This is a genomic window from Prosthecobacter sp. (assembly GCF_014879935.1).
Classification (GTDB): Bacteria; Verrucomicrobiota; Verrucomicrobiia; order Verrucomicrobiales; family Verrucomicrobiaceae; genus Prosthecobacter.
The window spans coordinates 1-17499 of record NZ_JACSRD010000081.1 but is presented as its reverse complement, the minus strand read 5'-3'; the positions used below and the strand labels follow the sequence as shown (position 1 = coordinate 17499).

At 62.4% G+C, this 17499-nt stretch carries 16 protein-coding genes and 1 tRNA gene; 6 read left to right on the top strand and 11 right to left on the bottom strand.

Features of this window, described 5'->3' with window-relative positions:
• Positions 1–39: 39 nt before the first annotated feature.
• The 4 genes from IAE77_RS04255 to IAE77_RS04240 form a co-directional block, all read right to left on the bottom strand.
• Positions 40–615 (bottom strand): DJ-1/PfpI family protein, encoded by a 576-nt coding sequence (locus IAE77_RS04255; RefSeq protein WP_294222333.1) that lies wholly within the window; start codon positions 613–615, stop codon positions 40–42.
• Between the two features lie 33 nt (positions 616–648).
• Positions 649–1554 carry a sugar phosphate isomerase/epimerase family protein gene (locus IAE77_RS04250; RefSeq protein ID WP_294222331.1) on the bottom strand — a complete coding sequence of 302 codons (906 nt, stop codon included), beginning with the start codon at positions 1552–1554 and terminating at the stop codon, positions 649–651.
• An 88-nt stretch (positions 1555–1642) separates the two neighbouring features.
• The gene (locus IAE77_RS04245; protein WP_294222329.1) at positions 1643–2323 is read right to left on the bottom strand and encodes a ubiquinone/menaquinone biosynthesis methyltransferase; all 681 of its coding nucleotides are present in this window, start codon (positions 2321–2323) and stop codon (positions 1643–1645) included.
• A 36-nt stretch (positions 2324–2359) separates the two neighbouring features.
• Positions 2360–2444: transfer RNA gene (locus IAE77_RS04240), tRNA-Leu, on the bottom strand.
• A gap of 112 nt (positions 2445–2556) precedes the next feature.
• Here IAE77_RS04240 and IAE77_RS04235 point away from each other — a divergent pair.
• Entirely contained in the window at positions 2557–3444 is an 888-nt protein-coding gene (locus IAE77_RS04235; RefSeq protein ID WP_294222327.1) for a prenyltransferase/squalene oxidase repeat-containing protein, read from the top strand.
• A 58-nt stretch (positions 3445–3502) separates the two neighbouring features.
• Here IAE77_RS04235 and IAE77_RS04230 read toward each other — a convergent pair whose 3' ends face one another.
• From IAE77_RS04230 to IAE77_RS04220, 3 genes are all read right to left on the bottom strand, one after another.
• Positions 3503–4837 carry a DUF1501 domain-containing protein gene (locus IAE77_RS04230; RefSeq protein WP_294222325.1) on the bottom strand — a complete coding sequence of 445 codons (1335 nt, stop codon included), beginning with the start codon at positions 4835–4837 and terminating at the stop codon, positions 3503–3505.
• A 114-nt stretch (positions 4838–4951) separates the two neighbouring features.
• Positions 4952–6145, bottom strand: coding sequence for a hypothetical protein (locus tag IAE77_RS04225; RefSeq protein WP_294222322.1), 1194 nt, complete (start codon positions 6143–6145; stop codon positions 4952–4954).
• A gap of 73 nt (positions 6146–6218) precedes the next feature.
• Positions 6219–7226: a D-alanyl-D-alanine carboxypeptidase family protein gene (locus IAE77_RS04220; RefSeq protein ID WP_294222318.1), complete on the bottom strand. Its 1008-nt coding sequence runs from the start codon at positions 7224–7226 to the stop codon at positions 6219–6221.
• 102 nt (positions 7227–7328) lie between these two features.
• Here IAE77_RS04220 and IAE77_RS04215 point away from each other — a divergent pair, with 102 nt between their 5' ends.
• Complete coding sequence (locus IAE77_RS04215; protein ID WP_294222315.1) at positions 7329–8216, top strand: peptidylprolyl isomerase; 888 nt, start codon at positions 7329–7331, stop codon at positions 8214–8216.
• A gap of 88 nt (positions 8217–8304) precedes the next feature.
• Here IAE77_RS04215 and IAE77_RS04210 read toward each other — a convergent pair whose 3' ends face one another.
• A complete protein-coding gene (locus IAE77_RS04210; RefSeq protein WP_294222312.1) occupies positions 8305–10908 on the bottom strand; it encodes a VWA domain-containing protein in 2604 nt (867 codons plus the stop codon).
• A gap of 25 nt (positions 10909–10933) precedes the next feature.
• Entirely contained in the window at positions 10934–11473 is a 540-nt protein-coding gene (locus tag IAE77_RS04205; RefSeq protein WP_294222309.1) for a sigma-70 family RNA polymerase sigma factor, read from the bottom strand.
• 141 nt (positions 11474–11614) lie between these two features.
• On the opposite strand from IAE77_RS04205, the gene IAE77_RS04200 reads away from it, so the two are divergent.
• The gene (locus IAE77_RS04200; protein WP_294222303.1) at positions 11615–12208 is read left to right on the top strand and encodes a sulfocyanin-like copper-binding protein; all 594 of its coding nucleotides are present in this window, start codon (positions 11615–11617) and stop codon (positions 12206–12208) included.
• Positions 12209–12318: 110 nt separating this feature from the next.
• Here the strand turns inward: IAE77_RS04200 and IAE77_RS04195 are convergent, their stop codons facing one another.
• Positions 12319–13356 carry an Mrp/NBP35 family ATP-binding protein gene (locus IAE77_RS04195; RefSeq protein ID WP_294222301.1) on the bottom strand — a complete coding sequence of 346 codons (1038 nt, stop codon included), beginning with the start codon at positions 13354–13356 and terminating at the stop codon, positions 12319–12321.
• 162 nt (positions 13357–13518) lie between these two features.
• Complete coding sequence (locus IAE77_RS04190; protein ID WP_294222298.1) at positions 13519–14535, bottom strand: glutamine synthetase beta-grasp domain-containing protein; 1017 nt, start codon at positions 14533–14535, stop codon at positions 13519–13521.
• A 160-nt stretch (positions 14536–14695) separates the two neighbouring features.
• Between IAE77_RS04190 and IAE77_RS04185 the strand changes: the two genes are divergently transcribed.
• The 3 genes from IAE77_RS04185 to IAE77_RS04175 form a co-directional block, all read left to right on the top strand.
• Entirely contained in the window at positions 14696–15097 is a 402-nt protein-coding gene (locus IAE77_RS04185) for a serine/threonine protein phosphatase (protein ID WP_294222294.1), read from the top strand.
• A complete protein-coding gene (locus IAE77_RS04180; RefSeq protein WP_294222291.1) occupies positions 15094–15909 on the top strand; it encodes a protein phosphatase 2C domain-containing protein in 816 nt (271 codons plus the stop codon). The genes IAE77_RS04185 and IAE77_RS04180 overlap by 4 nt, the downstream gene beginning before the upstream one ends.
• A gap of 69 nt (positions 15910–15978) precedes the next feature.
• On the top strand, positions 15979–17499 hold a 1521-nt coding region (locus IAE77_RS04175), incomplete at its 3' end, for a tetratricopeptide repeat protein (protein WP_294222289.1).

Here is a 17499-nt window from a genome sequence, read left to right as displayed (position 1 = left end):
AAACTTCATTCGTCATTCTGCATTCGACTTTCGTCATTCTCAGAGCCCCATTTTGGCACGCTCTTCATCCAACGCTTTGATCCAAGGGCCGACGAAATGGCCGCTGTCGTGATAAGTACGTCCGGAATACATGTGCTGGTCGATCACGCAGGGTTCGTTGACGTAAATGCCGCCGCAGATTTCGAGGTCGAATTTGCACTTCGCGACGGTGGCCATGCGCAGGCCTTTGACGATGTCGGCACGCGCGGGGATCTCGACGCCGTGGCAGACGCTGGCGCAGGGCTTCTTCTGTTCCCAGAACCACTTCGTGATTCGCAGCAGGTCGGCGTCTTCGCGGATGTATTCTGGCGCACGGCCGCCGCTGAAGAAAATGCCGACGTATTCCTCCGGCTTGATGTCCTTGAAGGCGATGTCGGCGTCGATGCTGTAGCCTTCCCACTCCTTCGTGATGGTCCAGCCGGGTTTGATCTCGTGCAGCACCATCTGGTATTTCCGTTTTTCCGGCGCGGCGACGACGGGCTTGTAGCCGCCTTCAATCAGGCGGTAGTAGGGGTAGAGCGTATCAACGGTCTCGGTGGCGTCACCGACGATGAGGAGGACTTTGGCTTCAGGCATGGGAGTTGGAGTGGTGGAGTATGGAAGTGATGGTTAAAGGGATGCGACGATGCCGTCGAGGTGGTTTTTGCCGCGCACGATTTCAGCGGTCGATTCGGCGAGCGTGGGCATGATCGGGATGCCGCGCGGTGTCGGGTGCATGAAGACTTCGGTGGGACCGGTGAAATTCACATCCTTGAGCGCCTGGAGCAGCGGTTTCCAGTCGAGTTGGCCGCGGCCGGGCATCTGCTGGAGTTCGTCTTCTTTCGGCATCGGCTTGGTGCAGCCCTTGCCGTGTTCCCAGGCATAAAAGAGCGTCATCTTCTGATCGATGTGACGGATGAGACCGGCCAGCAGCTTCGTGTCCTGCGGCAGATGGTAAGGCGCGAGCGCGATGCCGATGCCGGGCAGGCTGCGAATCTCATCCGCGAGCCAGCGCAGCGAGTCCGGCGTGTCGATGAGGTTGTTGACGTGGTTTTCGATGCCGATCTGGAGGCCAGCCTCGGCTGCGAGCGCCGCGTGCGGCTTCATCTTTTCGACAAAGTCCTTCACGTTGGCCTTGAGCTGTTCCGGCGTGATGTTTTTCCACTCGCCGGAGCCACCAGTGACGATGAACGAACCGCCCAGCTTCTTCACGACCGCGATCTCCTGCGTGAGCTTGAACGGCCCGAGATCGTAGCGCGTCGTGCCACCGAAGCCGATGCCGTGCTCCTTGAGCATCTCCGCGAATTTGTCATGCCCGATCTCATCCAGCTCCTCCCGCTGCGTGCCGTGCTTCTTCGGCCAGAGTTCGATGGCCGTCGCGCCGCCTTTTTTGACCTCCGGCAGGATATCCGCGAGCGGAAGGCTGCCGTACATCGACGAGGCCAGCAGGTAATTCAGCTTCCACGGCGTCTCCGCAGCCAAAACCGGCGTGGTGGCGAGGGCGGACAACGATTGGAGGAACTGGCGGCGTTTCATGGCCTGATTAAACGCCTCCACAGGCCGGCCTTCATTCAGACTTTGGTTTGCGCGCTTCAGGTTTTGCGGCAACGCGGCAAGCTTGTTCTCAGGATGCCTTCCTGGCTTCGTAAAGCGATGCGATACCGAAGGTGAGTCCGCTGCCCTTGGCAGATTCGAAGCCGTTCTGGCGAATCAATGCCTCCATGTCCTCGCCGGAAGGAAACCGCTCGATGGAGCCACACAAATAGACATAAGCCTCGCGCTGGCCGGTGATCCAGCCGGCGATGCACGGCATGATGCGCTTCAAATAAAACAAGTAGGCCTGCCGGATGCCAGGCACACGCGGGATGGAGAAGTCGAGCACAAACAGCGTGCCTCCGGGACGCAAGACGCGGCTCATTTCCTGCAGGGCTGCGGGCCAGGAAGCCATGTTGCGCAGACCGAAAGCGACCGTGAGCACATCGAAGACACCGTCTTGAAACGGAAGAGCCAGACCGTCAGCCGCAATGAGCTGGCGAAACTGCCGGGCCTGGGCCTGACGCATCATGGGAACGGAAAAATCAGCTCCGAGCACCTTGGCCTGCGGGCAGGCGCGCTGGATGGCCTGCGCAAGGTCGCCACTGCCGGTGGCCAGATCGAGAACGCGTTGCGGAGCGAGCCGGGCGATGCGTTTTGCCGTGGTGCGCCGCCAGAGGCAGTCGATTCCGAGGCTGAGAACGTGATTGGCCAGCACGTAACGCGACGCGATTCCCGCGAAAGCCTGCCTCACAAATCCTGCGTCTTGCATGATGATTGAATCCGGTCCCCCGGCAATGCCAGGGGATGGTGCTCACGAAAGGACTCGAACCTTCACGATGTTACTCACTAGAACCTGAATCTAGCGCGTCTACCAATTCCGCCACGTGAGCAACGTAGGGGGTCGGGTGACCGGGACGCGAGTGTTGACCAACGCGCGGAATTCTCAAGCGGGAAAATCAGTTTCTTCTGGCAGCGTGGCGACGTTGAAGTTAGTCGCTGACCATGTCCTTCCGACTCGAAATGCTCCAAGTGGCCCGCCTTGCCCCGAAATTGCTCGGCGAGTCCGCGGGGTTGATCGAGGGTTTCCTGCGTTCACGGCTTTCTCCCACAGGCGGATTTCTGGATCGCGATGACAAGCCGGACCTGTATTACACGGTGTTTGGCCTCGAAGGCCTGCAGGCGCTGTCCGTGGATGCGGCGAAGCTTCCTGATGTGAAGCCGTGGTTGACGGGTTTTGGCGATGGTGACGGCCTGGACTTTGTGCACCTGTGCTGTCTGGCGCGCTGCTGGGCCAACGCCGGGCTGGAGGGATTCCCCACCACCTCACGCGAGTCTTTGGCCGGACGCATCGAGGCGTTTCGATGTGCCGATGGTGGTTACCATCAGGCCCCAGGGCGCACCAAGGGCAGTGCTTATGGCTGCCTGCTTGCCTGGGGCGCCTATCAGGACCTCGGCGGGCTGCCGCCTGAGCCGTGGCGTCTGGCAGAGTGCATGGGTGGCCTCCGGACAAAAGACGGAGCCTGGTCCAACGAACCGGGCATTCCTGTCGGGTCCACCACGGCCACGGCGGCGATGGTTGCGCTGCACCGGCATCTCGAAATGCCGCCGCCACCGGAGGCAGTCGATTGGCTGGTGAAGCAATGTCTGCCACAAGGCGGCTTTCTGGCCCTCCCCGCCGCGCCACTGCCTGACCTGCTCTCCACAGCGGTCGCCCTGCACGCACTCGATGCAGTGCAGGCGGATTTTTCACGCCTGAAAGAGCCGTGCCTCGATTTTGTGGACTCGCTTTGGGACGCGACGGGTGGCTTTCATGGCAACTGGACCGACGACATGCTGGACTGCGAGTACACCTACTACGGCCTGCTGGCGCTGGGGCACTTGAGCCTCTGAACGCAAAAACCCGGGCATCGCTGCCCGGGTTTTGAGATGGAATCGATCAATCGGGTGATCAGGCGAGCACCTCGGAGAGGATACGGCCACCATTGACGATGTCGATCGGGCGGACGCCGTCGGCCACGATACGCTTCTCGCCATTGATGCCGAGGAGGCGATACATGGTCTTGGCAAGATCCTCCGGACCGACCGCGTCGCGATCAGGCTCGCCACCGAGGGCGTCGGAGGCACCGTGGATGTAGCCTTCCTTCACACCACCGCCGGCAAGGGCCACGGAGAACACGCGCGGCCAGTGGTCACGACCGTTGGTGCCGTTGATCTTCGGCGTGCGGCCGAACTCGGAGCTGACCATGACGAGCGTGCGCTTGAGCATGCCACGCTCTTCGAGATCCGTGATGAGGCGTGCAAAGGCTTGGTCGAAGTTCGGAGCCTGGCCTTCGAACGCACCTTTGATGTTGGAGTGGTGGTCCCAGCCGCCGTAATTAACGGAAACCATGCGCACACCGGCCTCGACAAGGCGGCGGGCCAGCAGGAAGCGCTGTCCGGCGGTGTTGCGGCCGTATTGATCACGCAGCTTGTCGCTCTCCTTCGAGATGTCGAAGGCCTCACGGGCCTTCTGGCTGCTGATGAGGCCGTAGGCGGCCTGATAGAAGCTGTCCATGGCGCTGATCGAGTCAGCCTTCTCCACGGCCTTGAAGTGCTCGTCCACAGCGCCAAGAAGATTGCGGCGGCGGTCAAAGCGCTTCTCATCGACTTCCTTCGGCGTGAGCAGATCGCGCACACTGAAGCCCTTGTCCGCAGGATCGCTGCCGAGGGCGAACGGCCCGAAGGCGCTGCTCATGTAACCCGTGCCCTGATCCGGGGCGAAGACGTTCGGCACGGCCACGTAAGGCGGCAGGTTGTTACGGCTGCCCTGCTCGTGGGAGATGATGGAGCCGAAGCTGGGGAACTTGATGGCCGGGCTCGGACGGTAGCCGGTGAACATGTTGTGCGTGCCACGCTCATGAGCCGCCTCACCGTGGGTCATCGAGCGGATGACCGTGAGCTTGTTCATGATCTTGGCGATGTTCTGGAACTTCTCGCCCACGTATTCGCCGGGGATGGAGGTCTTGATCGGCGTGAACGGGCCACGGTAGTCGGGAGAGGCAAACGGCTTCGGATCCCACGACTCATGCTGGGCCATGCCACCGGGCAGGTAGATGTGAATGACGGCGTCCGCGATGGGTTTGAAGGTCTCCACATCAGGCATCAAGGGAGCGGCCTGGAGACGGAGCATTTCAGGCAGGGTCAGACCGAGTCCGCCAAGCATGCCGACGTAGAGGAAATCGCGACGGCTGACACCGGAACGGAGATCAAGGTGATTACCCTGGCAGAGAGAGTGCATTTTCATGGGAAGAGGGGGGTGTTGTGTCTGGAATCGTGGGGAATTACGGGAGGGTGCGGGCCTTCTTGCACATCTTGCGAAAAATGATGCGAATCCTGAGCAAGAACCGCTCCAGGTCCCCTATTTGGCCACCCAGCCGCTCTGCACCACCTGGTGGATCCATACCTGAAAGTCCACGGGCGCGTCTGGCGGGAACTTCAAGCGCAGGATGACCGGCACCGTGGCATCACCGCTCTGCTCCAGCAGGAAATCGAGCTCCTTCACCAGGGGGCTGCGTTTGTCGGCATAGCCATAGATCACCTTGGCTCCCGGCTCCGAGATGGTACGGAGGCTGTAGCATTGCAGTTCGGAAGGATTGCCAAACTGGTTCTCGAAATGCCCCGCCGGAGACACCAGGACGCGAAATACCGTGGGCGCGACCGTTTTCGCCTCAAGGAAATCCGACCACGCCATGTCTCCCGCGCCGACAAAGGACTCCCAGTCCACCAGCGCGCCGGAGGGGCCATGCTCCACCGTGGCCAGACGACGGCCGCCACCTTCAAAAACCACCACGTGTTCCGTGAATCCTGCTCCCGCCTCATCGGCCTCCACCAGGGAGTCGAACTCCATCGGGCCGTCGGCATTCTTCGAATAGTAGATGCTCATCAGCGGGGCGACCCGCAACCGGTCGCGCACCAGCAGCGCCCGCTCCCGCCAGTCCTTGGCCCGCAGAAACCGGCCCAGCACTTCCTCACCGGCGGCCCGCCTGGCGAGGCTGGCGTTTGAATCTCCGTCCCCACCCGAAGCGGTCGCTGTTTTCAGGTCACTGCTGCCTGGAGGGCGGAACACCAGACTCCCCGACGTCACCGGCGGCAGGACGTCCGCTGGCGCTATCATCGGCGTGGACGTCGCCGTCGGCTGCTCGCCCGAGGGCACGGTGGCGGCTGCCACGGAGCGTTTGGGAGGCAGGGGCGGGCGTAGGATGCTCAGGATGACGAGCGCCACCACGATCAAGCCGACAACACCGGCCCCGATCAGCAGCCGTTTGCGGAACTGCTGGATCTCCGGGTCCATCCGCATGCGGTCAAACGCATCCCCCGGCAGCGGCTGGGGCTCGTGGGACGGCGTCATCTCCGGCCGCGGCAGGCTGACCGGAGTGGGCGGTTCGTTTTGTCCCATCAGCAGGGCACGGCGCTTCGTCTTCGTGCTTTTCTCCGCCATCTGCAGCATCACCACCTGCCCGCATTCAGGACACGGGCGCGAACGCGTGACCGACGAAGCCTGAATTTCGACAGTTTTTTCGCAATGGGGACAGACAAGCGTGGTGACCGGCATTCTTCGCTGGGGGCGTTGAGGGGAAGAGGAAACACTCTGCCTTTGGAAAGCAGCGTGGCAACTTGATGCTTGCTCAATTTCCCAGCCACGCCATCGCGACACCGCCACGTGACTTCAATCTGCCCAGGCCCCAGCTCATCATCAGCCGGGCGTCATCCCAGATGTATTTCGTCTTCGTGCCGAGCTGCACCAGGATCACCTCGCGCCCCCCGCTTGACGCGCTGGAGATCAGGCACCGGCCGCTGGCGACTGTGTAGCCGGTTTTCATGCCGTTGCACTCCGGCATCCGGCCGAGCAGCTCGTTGGTGTTCTCCAGCGTCACGCTGCGGCCGTCGGCACGATGAAAGGTGTAATACTTCCTCTTCACCGCGTCACGGATGACTCCGTTGCGATAGGCGGCCATCGCCACACGGGCCATGTCACGCGCGGTGGAGTGCTGCCCGGAGACCGTGAGACCGTGCGGATTGCGGAAGTTCGTGTTCGTGCAGCCCAGCGACCGCGCCTTCGCGTTCATCTTCGCCGCAAACGCGCTGATGCTGCCCGCGTTGTCACGCGCGAGCACGTTCGCGATGTCGTTGCAGCTCTTCACGAGAAAGGCGTAGAGCAGTTGGCGGCGTGAATACACCTCGCCCGGCCGCACACCGAGCCGCGTGGGCTCCACCGCGACATCCGAGGCCTGCACGCGCACCATCTTGTCCAGATTCCCCGCGTCCAGCACCACCAGGGCCGTCACCAGCTTCTGGGTGCTGGCCACCGCGCGGGCGGTCTCAAAACTGCGCCCCGCCAGATGCTGCCCTGTGCGTGCATCGAGAAGCAGATACGACGCCGCGCGGATGGCGGGGCCGGTCGTCGCCACCAGCATCGGCCGCTCCGGCAGCATGGCAGGCACGATCTGCGGCCCGCCATCTCCCTGCGCCATGCTGGCGAGTTGATACTGCGCGGCACTCGGCGCCACCGGGATGGCGCGCGTCACCGGCGGGTTCACACAGCTTGCCAGCGCCACCAGGGCCACGACGGTCATCAAAATCTGGATGGTTTTCATCATCAAAGGAGCAACGACGCCGCAGCCCGCAGTTTTCATGCCGATCTCAGGGTGCGGAGAATCGTGCGTTGCTACTAGGCCACCGGCTTCGCGTTGTCAAACCTTGCACCCCTGCCCTATCGCGCCATCATCGCCGCCACCATGGCTCTCATCATCAACGGCGAACACATCGACGACGAAATCATCGAGGCGGAATTCCGCCACATCAAAGGACACTTCGAGCGCACCCTGCAGGTCGCCTGCTGCGAGCGCGATCCCGAGTTCCGTGGCATGGCCAAGGACAACCTCATCTCACGCGCCCTCCTCAATCAAGAAAGCCGCCGCCGCTTCCCCACCGTCCCCGAGCAGGAGATCACCACCCGTTTGCAAAAGCTCATCGATGACGCCGGCGGGGAGACACAGTTCTACATGAACATCGGCATGCCCTCGCGCGACGAGGCGGTCATTCGCGAAAACGTCGCCGGCGGCGTACGCCTCGACAAGACGCTGCAGGCCATCTACGCACCCGAACCTGAGCCCACCGAAGCGGAATTGAAGGCCTGCTACGAGGCCAATCTCAAACACTACATGAGCGACGAGGAGATCAACGCCGCCCACATCACCAAAAGCCTTCAGGGCGCCAAAAGCCGCCAGGAAATCTACCAGACCATGCGCGAACTCCGCTCCGAGCTCCTCGCCGGTGCCAACTTCGCCAAACTGGCCGAGGAACACCGCGCCGACGAGCAGCAGCAGATCGATCTCGGCTGGTTCAAGCGTGGCGAGTTCATGGAAGAGTTCGAAACCATCGCCTTTTCCATGGGCGAGGGCGAAATCAGCCCCGTCTTCACCACCCAGCTCGGTTTCCACATCTGCACCGTCACCGGCCGCAAACCGTCCGTCGCCCGCCCCTTCGAAGAGGTCCGGGAGGCCGTCAAAGAGCGCTTCATCGAGGAATACCGCGACAAGAAGTTCAATACCTTCCTCGAAGAGCTCAAGGCCGCTGCCAAGATCGAAGACACCGATCCCGAAGGCGAAAACTGCGGCCATTGATCGCCATTCGAAGGGCGACCGTCCTGGCGAGTTTCGAATCACCCATCCCAGACACCCTCCATTCGTCATTCGTCATTCGTCATTCCCTTCACGGCCTCGTCTCCTTCAAACCCCGCGCCTTGTCGATGAGCTGCAAAAACTCGCCGCGGTAGCCCAGCTTGTCCGCGCCTTTGCCATCGAGAGCGAGTCTCCGCACGGTCTCCCAGCCCAAACTGCCCTTGTAGGCTGAATCACGCAGCAGGAGGCCGAATCCAGCCACGGCGGCGCTGAATTTGTATTCCTCGCTGCTCGCCGTGAGTGTTTTGCCTTCGTCCTTCACCGGCATCTCGATCAGTTTGCTCAGATCGCTGTCCGGGGCCTTGTAGCGCAGCTTCACGGTCATCGTCTCGCCGTTTTTCGCCGCTTCGGCCAGTTGTGCCGGCGCGATGGCAGGCGTTTGATACTTCAAACTGTCCACCGCGGGCCGTGGTTCGGCTCCAGGAGGCAGATTCGCCGGAACGACCTCATATAGCGCCACGACGCTGTGTCCTGCGCCGATCTCGCCCGCGTCCTTCGTGTCGTCGTTGAAGTCTTCCTTCGCCATGAGGCGGTTTTCATAGCCAATGAGGCGATAGCTGCGCACGGCGGCCGGATTGAACTCGACCTGGATCTTCACGTCTTTCGCGATGGTCACGAGCGTGCCGCTCATCTGCTCCACCAGCACCTTGCGGGCCTCGCTGAGGCTGTCGATGTAGGCGTAGTTGCCGTTTCCTTTGTCGGCCAGAGTCTCCATGGTGCGATCCTTCAGATTGCCGGTGCCGAAGCCTAACACGCTGAGGAAAACACCGCTCTTCGCCTTCCGCGTGATGAGTTTCTCCAATTCTTCCGGCGAACTGACGCCGACATTGAAATCGCCGTCCGTGCACAGGATCACGCGGTTCACACCTTCCTTGATGAAGCCGGCCACCGCCTGCTCGTAGGCCAATTGGATGCCCGCGCTGCCATGCGTGCTGCCTCCGGCCTGCAGTTTGTCGATGGCGGCGATGATCTCGCTCTTCTTGTCACCACTCGTCGGAGGCAAAACGAGTCCGCTGCTGCCCGCATAGACGACCATCGTCACGCGATCTTCTTCGCCAAGCTGTTCCGTCAGCATGCGCAGCGACTGCTGCACCAGCGGCAGCTTGTTCGGCTCGTTCATGGAGCCCGAGACATCGACCAGGAACACCAGATTGCTGTTCCGGCGCTCATTGCCGAGTTCGCGGCCTTTGATCGCGATGCGCGCCAGCCGATGCGCCGGCTGCCACGGGCAAGGCGCCATTTCCACCCGCACGGCGAACGGCTCCTTGGCCGTCGGTGCCGGTCCTTCCTCCGCCGTGGGGAAATAATTGATCAGTTCCTCGATTCGCACCGCATCGGCAGGGGGAATCGTGTTCTGGTTCAAAAACCGCCGCACATTGGCATACGAAGCCGTATCGACATCGATTGAGAACGTCGAAAGCGGTTCCCGAGCCACGTCCTTGAGCTCGTTTTCAAGGATGCGCGTGTAGGATTCGGCATCGCTGCGGGCCTCAAGCTGCAGCCGGACGCCTCCCTCTCGGTTGGCAGCCAGATCCTTCTCCAGGTAGTAAGCATCCGACTTTGGCACCTTTTCTTCCCACTTTTCATCCACCTGAGCCAGCATCTTCGACCGGCTGCTGTCAGCGGCAGTTTTGAAGTACTCCATGCGCTTCTTCTCGACGCTTTCCAGGCCCCGTCGGGCGGCCGCGTTGTAAGGATCGGCACGCAACACGTCTTGATATTGGCCGATCGCCATGTCGTAATTGCCGAGTTCAGCAGAAGAACCCGCCAGGATCAAGCCTTTGGCCACTGGTTCCGCAGGCTGTGGGTTCAGCACCATCGGTGCGGAAGCGGGGGCCGCAGGTGCACTGCCCAAAAAAATCATGGCGCTGGTGGGGGCCTGCAGCGGATCTGGCGGAGGGACATCGCCGTTCGCCTTGGTGAGAGACAGCTCAGTTCCAGCGATCACTCGTCCGGCGGCCAACGATTGCGAAGCCGGAGAAGCCTTCCCAGAACCGGAAACGCTCAGGTGGTAGGCCCTCTGATCCTGAAGCTTCCCCAGCTCCGCCACATCCCCAGTTGTCATCGTGGACAAGCCCGAGTCCCGCGTGAGCAAGCTGGGCTTGTCCGGATACCAGGGAGGCAGGGATGGCAAGCCCGGCAGGCTGCCTGGCGTTGAGACGCCAACTGGAATTCCTCCGGGCAGCCCCGTCATTGGTAAAGCATTCGGATCGGTGTAGGAGCCCACGCCGTGATAACTGACCGAATACCTTGGTTCGTTGATAGCCAGCAGTTGCTTGCTCGCCCCGTCCGACAGGTACCATGTCCAAAAGCCGCCCATGGCCACCCACGACGCTGCAATCGCCAGCCGGACGGCAATCCCGGTGCGCCATTTGGAACGAGAAACTCCCGTCACGCTTGATTGCGACATGGTGGACGCTTGCGCCATCGGCTGCGCCTTCAATCGTTCCCGCTGCTCATCGGTGAACGCGAGCGAGTCGTCGCGCAGTTCAGCGAGGAGGAAGTGGCAGAAATCTTTGGTCTCCTCGGCGGTTTGTTTGGCCTTGGGATCGTCGCGAAGCTCGGCCTCCAGCCGTTCGCGTTCTTCAGCGCTGGCTTCATCGAGCGCCCAGGCGGTGATTTGTTCCGGTTTCATGGTCAAAAGAAAAAGGTTGAGGGTTTCAGGCCATCACGGCCTTCAGTTTCACGGGCTGCGGCTGCTCATGCGCCTGCCATTTCGTCTTCAAGGCGGCGACACCGTGGTGAATGAGGTAGCCGACATTGCCGATGCTGGTCTTCATCGCCGCGCTGATCTGCTGGTAGTCGAGGCCGGCGATGAACTTCAGCCGCACGGCCTCACGCTGACGCGTGGGCAGCGTTTCAATGAGCTCACGCAGTGCGGTGGCGGTTTCCCGCTTCTCCATCGCGTCATTGGGCGCGGGATCGGCGGCGGCTTCGAGATCGAGGGTTTCCGTTTCCATGACGACGATGCGTTGATGTTTGCGATGGTGGTCGAGCGCACGATTGCGGCACACAGTGAAGAGCCAGGGGGCCAGGCGCTCATGGTCGAGCGTTCCAAGGTGCTGGCTGAGCTTCACAAACACGTCCTGCACGATGTCGCGCGCGTCTTCCAGGTCGCCCGTGAACCCGTGCGCGTAGCGGATGAGGGGCCGCTCGTAGCGTTGCAGGGTTTCGAGAAACAAGTCGTGCGAGGCGCTCATGAGGTCGTGTTCGCCGCGCATCACGGGAACATGGCGTGCATCTTGGGGGATTTTTTCAGCGCTGGCGAGATTCATCGCTCCATGCGCGACAGTTTGATCCTCCATTGCACGTAAAGCCCAGCCCGCTTCCATCCGCCAACCATGTTCCGCCGCCTCATCACCGTTCTCTCTCTCGCATCCTCATTCGCACTTGCCCAGCAGCCGGCGACGCCGCCTGCGGGCCACGAGGGACACGGAACGGAGATCCCTGGACTGAAGAAGGAGCTCTTCGCCGGCATCACCGAGGCGGACTTCATGAAACTGGGTGACAAACCGAAGACGGTGAAGCTCGTGCTCATCGCCACCTACTCGGCCGCGAACTACGGCATGAACTTCAATGGCTACTCCCATGGCAAGGCGGTTTTCACCATTCCTAAGGACTGGACCGTCGAAGTGACCTTCATCAACCCCAGCCCCATCCCGCACAGCCTTATCGTGGTGGAAAAAGACACGACGAAGAAGCTGCAAATGGGCGAACCGTTCTTTCCCGGCGGCGGCGTGCCGAAGCCTGAGGTGGGTCTTTCGCTGACCAAGGCCGAATTCTCCTTCGTGACCGATGAGACCGGCGAATTCGCCCTCGCCTGCGGCTTCCCCGCCCACGCGATCAACGGCCACTGGCTCGCGCTCAACGTGAGCGCCGACGCCAAAGCGCCGACGCTGCAACTCGGAGAGAAGCCTGCGGTGGAGGCGAAGTGAGCTCGGAGTTCCGCCTTCATGCGGCAAGGCGTGGCAAGCTGACACGCGTGACGAACTGGAAAACGCCCTGGCTTCGACGGAGCTGTTCCGGCTGAAGCCGGGACTCCAAACTACTTCAGTTTCGCCGCGATCTCGCGAAAGGCTTTGGAGGCGGCGGATTTGGCCGGGTCCTCGAGGGCGACCGGATGGCCTTCGTCGCCGCATTCGCGGACGTCCATGGTGATGGGGATCTGGCCGAGAAGTGGAACTCCGAGGCGTTTGGCTTCGTGCTCGCCGCCGCCTTTGCCGAAGAGGTGGTACATCTTGCCATCGCTCGGGCAGAGGAAGTAGCTCATGTTCTCGATGATGCCGAGGATGGGCACGTTCACCTTCTGGAACATGGAGACGGCCTTCCGTGCGTCGATCAGCGCGATCTCCTGCGGCGTGGTGACGATGACCGCGCCATCAAGCGCGACGGTTTGCACGATGGTGAGCTGGATGTCACCCGTTCCCGGCGGCAGATCGAGAACGAGCACGTCGAGATTGTCCCACGCGACCTGACGGAGGAATTGCTGCGTGTAGCGGGTGGCGATGGGACCACGCACGATGACGGGAGAGCTGTCTTCGAGCAGAAACCCCATCGACATGAGCTGCAGGCCGTTTTTTTCAATGGGCACGATCTGCTGCTCGTCGTTCTGATACGGCCGTTCGTCGGTGCCGAACATGTGCGCGATGCTGGGGCCGTACAAATCGCAGTCGCAGAGGCCCACACGGGCTCCGCTCTGGCTCAAGGCGACGGCGAGGTTCGATGCGACGGTGCTTTTTCCCACGCCCCCTTTGCCGGAAGCGACCGCGATGACTTTTTTCACGCCCGGAATGCTCGATTTGCCGAGTTTCTCGCTGCCGGTGGTGCCTGCGCCGGGCGGTTCTTTGATGTCGAAATTCAATCGCACATCGCCAACGCCTGGAAGCTTCTTCAGCACGTCCATCGCCTGCTCATGAATGAGGCGCGGGATGTTCGGATCACGTGTGGCGAGGGAGATTTCGACCACGACATCGTTTCCGGCCACCTGGATGCCCTTCACGAGCCCAAAGGAGAGAATGTCACGGCTGAAGCCAGGGTAGCGGACGTTGCCGAGGGCGGTGCGGATGTCTTGTTCAGTGGGCATGGGGTTGGGGATACGATTTCCCCTAGCCTGCTGATGCAGCTTTGCAAACGACCGCTGCCTTGTCATCGCGCCAGGCCTGCTCAGGTCCACGGGCGCGAAAAAAAACGCCGCCTGTTTCCAGGCGGCGTTCGTGGGTGAGATGAATCTCGTCAGCCAGACAGATCAGGCCGTCGGAACGGTGGCGATCGTCTTGAGGATGCGGCTGGCGATCTGGTAAGGATTGCCCTGGCTGTTCGGACGACGGTCTTCGAGGTAGCCCTTCCAGCCGTTGTTCTTGAAGCTGTGCGGCACGCGGATGGAGGCACCGCGGTCGGCAAGGCCCCAGGAGAACTTGTCGATGGACTGGGTTTCGTGCAGGCCGGTGAGGCGCATGTGATTGTCCGGACCGTAAACGGCGATGTGCTCGTCGCGATACTTGTCGAACGCTGCCATAAGGGCGAGGAAATACTTCTCACCGCCGACTTCACGCATGAACTTCGTGGAGAAGTTGCTGTGCATGCCGGAGCCGTTCCAGTCGGTGGCGCCGAGGGGTTTGCAGTGCCATTCGACATCCACGCAGTACTTCTCGCAAAGGCGCATCAGGATGTAGCGGGCCACCCAGACGTCGTCAGCGGCCTTCTTGGAGCCTTTGGCGAAGATCTGGAACTCCCACTGGCCCTTGGCCACTTCGGCGTTGATGCCTTCGTGGTTGATGCCGGCGTCAAGGCAGAGGTCGAGATGCTCCTCGACGATCTGGCGGGCGATGTCGCCGACGTTCTTGTAGCCGACACCAGTGTAGTAGGGGCCCTGCGGGGCGGGATAGCCGTTTTCGGGGAAGCCGAGCGGGCGGCCGTCCTGGTAAAGGAAGTATTCCTGCTCGAAGCCGAACCAGGTGTCTGGATCGTCGGCGATGGTGGCACGGTCGTTGGAGGCGTGGGGAGTGCCGTCGGCGTTATAGACTTCGCACATCACGAGGACACCGTTCTTGCGCGTGGAATCAGGATACACGGCCACAGGCTTGAGCACGCAGTCGGAGCTGCCGCCGGGGGCCTGCTGCGTGGAGGAGCCGTCGAAGCCCCAGTTCGGCAGTTCTTCCAGCTTCGGGAAGCTGGCGAATTCTTTGAGCTGAGTCTTGCTGCGAAGGTTGCGAACGGGCTCGTAGCCGTCCAACCAGATGTATTCGAGTTTGTATTTGGCCATGGTTGATGTGTGTGACTTGAGTTCGCCTTCCCGGCCTCGCAGGGCGGTGCCAGGGGCAGGCGCGCGCCATCAGAGCACGCACCATGCCAGATGCGAGACGAATTTTTGCGAGCTTGCGAGTTCCCCGCCCCTGCCGGAACTGTCCCCCCAAAAAAAAATCATGCACGAAGCCAAAAACACCCAGCGCGCGCTCGTCCGCATCGGCTACGACGGGCGGGTGCATAAACATTTCCGCGGTCCGAACGCCGCGGAACGCTTCGCCAACGAGGTGAAGGTGCTGCGCGTTCTGGAGGAGCGCGGCTGCGATTACGTCCCCCGTGTGATCGAGGCGCACGAGGACCAGCTCTACCTCGTCACCACGAATTGCGGCTCCCGCGTGGAGCGCATCAGCGAAAGCCGGGTGAAGGAGCTCTTTTCCGACCTGGAACGCGAATTCGGCGTCCGCCATGAGGACCCCTTCGACCGCAATGTGACCTACCGCGCCAGCGACGGCCGCTTCTGCCTGATCGATTTCGAATTCGCCACCGTGCTCGACCCGCCTGCCGGCCCTCCCGTTTCATGACCGATCCCAATCCGCCCCAACCACCCAACCACCTCCGCTGGTCCGGCATGACCCATCCCGGCCGCGTGCGCACCAACAACGAGGACACCTTTCTCGCCCTGAATTTCGACGCCCGGGAGGTCCGCTACCTCGGCAAGGTGGGCGAGTCCACCCATGACGCCGGCGATTTCGTCTTCGCCGTGAGCGATGGCATGGGCGGGGCGAAGTCCGGCGAGTTCGCCAGCCGCATCGCCGTGAACAAGATCACCCAGCTTCTGCCGAAGAGCTTCAAGCAGTCCGCGCAGCAGATCACAGCCGGCCACTCCGACGTGCTCGTGGAGCTTTTCTCCCGCATCCATGCCGAGCTGCTCCAGCTCGGGCGCTGCTACGATGAATGCCGCGGCATGGGGGCCACCCTGAGCCTCGGCTGGTTCACCCCGGGCTGGATGCACTTCGCCCATGTGGGCGACAGCCGCATCTACTGGCTGCCCAAAGGCGGCCGCATGAAGCAGCTCACCGAGGATCACTCCCATGTCGGCTGGCTCCGCCGCCAGGGCCGCATCAACGAACGTGAAGCCCGCACTCACCCGAAAAGGAGCATGCTGAACCAGGTGCTCGGCGCCGGACAGCAGATCATGGAGCCGCAGACCGGCTCCGTCGGCTGCGAGCCTGGAGACCGCTTCCTCTTCTGCACGGATGGCGTCATCGATGGCATCTGGGATCACGCGCTGGCGGACATGCTGGTGGAAAGTGACGCGCGGGCGATCATCGAGCACGCCGTGGCCGAATCCGGCCGTGACAATGCCAGCGCCGTCGTGGTGGAGATGGCCTGAGCCGCCAGCGGGACACGCGGAGGCATTCTTCTTTGCCGTGCGCCGATTGCTGCGATAAACTCGCGCTGAATGCTCTGTCTGCGCCGGCTTCTCATCTCCACCACCCTGTGCTTTCCCATCGCCCTCCTCGGTGCCGGACTGGCCGAGGCGCCTGAATACATCTCCGCCCGCCAGGCCCTGGCAGATGGCCTCCCGGGTGTCGCCGGCCTGAAGGCCGAGCGACTGCTGAAACGCAAGGGCTGGACCCGCGTCGAGACCCGCGAGCTGGCCACCTTTGCCGCCGAGGCCTGGACCCGTGCGGAGGAAGGCGCACGCGTACTCCTCGTGGCCGATGCGCATGACCTCGATGATGAATCCTTCTGGCGCGGCCAGGCCCTGGCCCTCAACGGGGATCTCCAGGCAGCCCGGCAGATTCTCACCGACGAGGCCGCCGCTCCCCGCCAGCCACGCGCCCGGCTTCTGCTCGCGCAGGTCCTCGCCAGCCTGGGCGAAAATGCCGGTGCAATGACGGAACTCGCCCCGCTCCTCGCCTCAGACGATGCCGCGCTGCGCAGGCACGCTCAGTTGCTCCAGACGGAGATCGAGATCAATGAAGGCAAGGATCCCGCGCAATCCCCTGCCACCACCGGCGGCACCAGCGGCCACTACCTTCAGGCCCGTGCCATGCTGAAAAAGGGAAACATCGCCGGTGCCCAGGATGAGCTGCGGGCCGTGCTCGCCGCCACCGGCGGAGGTGAGCGCATCCATCAGGCGGCGGTTCTGTTGCAAGCCGAGGCCTTGCTCCGCCAGGAAGGCGCCGCTCAGGCCCACGAGGATCTCATCAAGTTCCTTGATGCCACCGCCGAAAGCCGCCTGTGGACCGAGGCCTTCGACCTTCTCGACCACGCGCACCGGGATCTCGCCCCGCCTCGCCTCCTGCCAGAGGCCCTGCTGCGCTGGATCTCCTCTGGCAATGCCGCCCAGCAGCAGCCCGAGCCCTCCGTCACCGTCGCTGAAGCCACCACCGAGTTCCGCGGCCACGCCATCTACCTCACCGCCAGATGGCTCGCGGATGAACACCGTGACGACGAGGCCGTGGGCCTCCTCGAAGCCCTCCTCCAGCTCCACTCCGGCCATCCCCGCCTCGGTGATGCCATGCGCCTGGCCATGACCATCCACAGCAGGCAGAAGAGCGATGAACGCGTGCTCTCCCTCGCCCGGGAATGGCATGAAAAATTCGGCACTGCCACCTCCGCCGTCGATTTCGCCGCAGGCGGCATCCTCTTCCGCCGTGGCGACCCGCTCCAGGCCCTGCAGTTGTTTCAAAACGCCGCCAACGTCGCCACCACCCTCACCGAACGCCGGCGTGCCCTGTTCAATGCCGCTGTCGCCGCCATCCAGGCCAGCGACTTCACCTTGTATCAAGCCCTGCTCGGCCAGCTCGAGATCGTCTCCAACGCCGCCTCCATCGGCAAGGACGGGCAGGACTCCGCAGCCACGCTGGAGCTGGAAAAAGCCCTCCACCTCGCCTCGCAGCGCAAAAGCGACGCGGAAGCCGCCCTCCGTGCCTTCATCCGTGCGCATCCCAAGCACCCCCGCCACGCCGACGCC

What these genes read in the sequence shown, in the direction of transcription:
- IAE77_RS04255 (WP_294222333.1), bottom strand. Translation starts at nt 615, where the DNA reads ATGCCTGAAGCCAAAGTCCTCCTCATCGTCGGTGACGCCACCGAGACC.
- IAE77_RS04250 (WP_294222331.1), bottom strand. Translation starts at nt 1,554, where the DNA reads ATGAAACGCCGCCAGTTCCTCCAATCGTTGTCCGCCCTCGCCACCACG.
- IAE77_RS04245 (WP_294222329.1), bottom strand. Translation starts at nt 2,323, where the DNA reads ATGCAAGACGCAGGATTTGTGAGGCAGGCTTTCGCGGGAATCGCGTCG.
- IAE77_RS04235 (WP_294222327.1), top strand. Translation starts at nt 2,557, where the DNA reads ATGTCCTTCCGACTCGAAATGCTCCAAGTGGCCCGCCTTGCCCCGAAA.
- IAE77_RS04230 (WP_294222325.1), bottom strand. Translation starts at nt 4,837, where the DNA reads ATGAAAATGCACTCTCTCTGCCAGGGTAATCACCTTGATCTCCGTTCC.
- IAE77_RS04225 (WP_294222322.1), bottom strand. Translation starts at nt 6,145, where the DNA reads ATGCCGGTCACCACGCTTGTCTGTCCCCATTGCGAAAAAACTGTCGAA.
- IAE77_RS04220 (WP_294222318.1), bottom strand. Translation starts at nt 7,226, where the DNA reads ATGAAAACTGCGGGCTGCGGCGTCGTTGCTCCTTTGATGATGAAAACC.
- IAE77_RS04215 (WP_294222315.1), top strand. Translation starts at nt 7,329, where the DNA reads ATGGCTCTCATCATCAACGGCGAACACATCGACGACGAAATCATCGAG.
- IAE77_RS04210 (WP_294222312.1), bottom strand. Translation starts at nt 10,908, where the DNA reads ATGAAACCGGAACAAATCACCGCCTGGGCGCTCGATGAAGCCAGCGCT.
- IAE77_RS04205 (WP_294222309.1), bottom strand. Translation starts at nt 11,473, where the DNA reads ATGAGCGCCTCGCACGACTTGTTTCTCGAAACCCTGCAACGCTACGAG.
- IAE77_RS04200 (WP_294222303.1), top strand. Translation starts at nt 11,615, where the DNA reads ATGTTCCGCCGCCTCATCACCGTTCTCTCTCTCGCATCCTCATTCGCA.
- IAE77_RS04195 (WP_294222301.1), bottom strand. Translation starts at nt 13,356, where the DNA reads ATGCCCACTGAACAAGACATCCGCACCGCCCTCGGCAACGTCCGCTAC.
- IAE77_RS04190 (WP_294222298.1), bottom strand. Translation starts at nt 14,535, where the DNA reads ATGGCCAAATACAAACTCGAATACATCTGGTTGGACGGCTACGAGCCC.
- IAE77_RS04185 (WP_294222294.1), top strand. Translation starts at nt 14,696, where the DNA reads ATGCACGAAGCCAAAAACACCCAGCGCGCGCTCGTCCGCATCGGCTAC.
- IAE77_RS04180 (WP_294222291.1), top strand. Translation starts at nt 15,094, where the DNA reads ATGACCGATCCCAATCCGCCCCAACCACCCAACCACCTCCGCTGGTCC.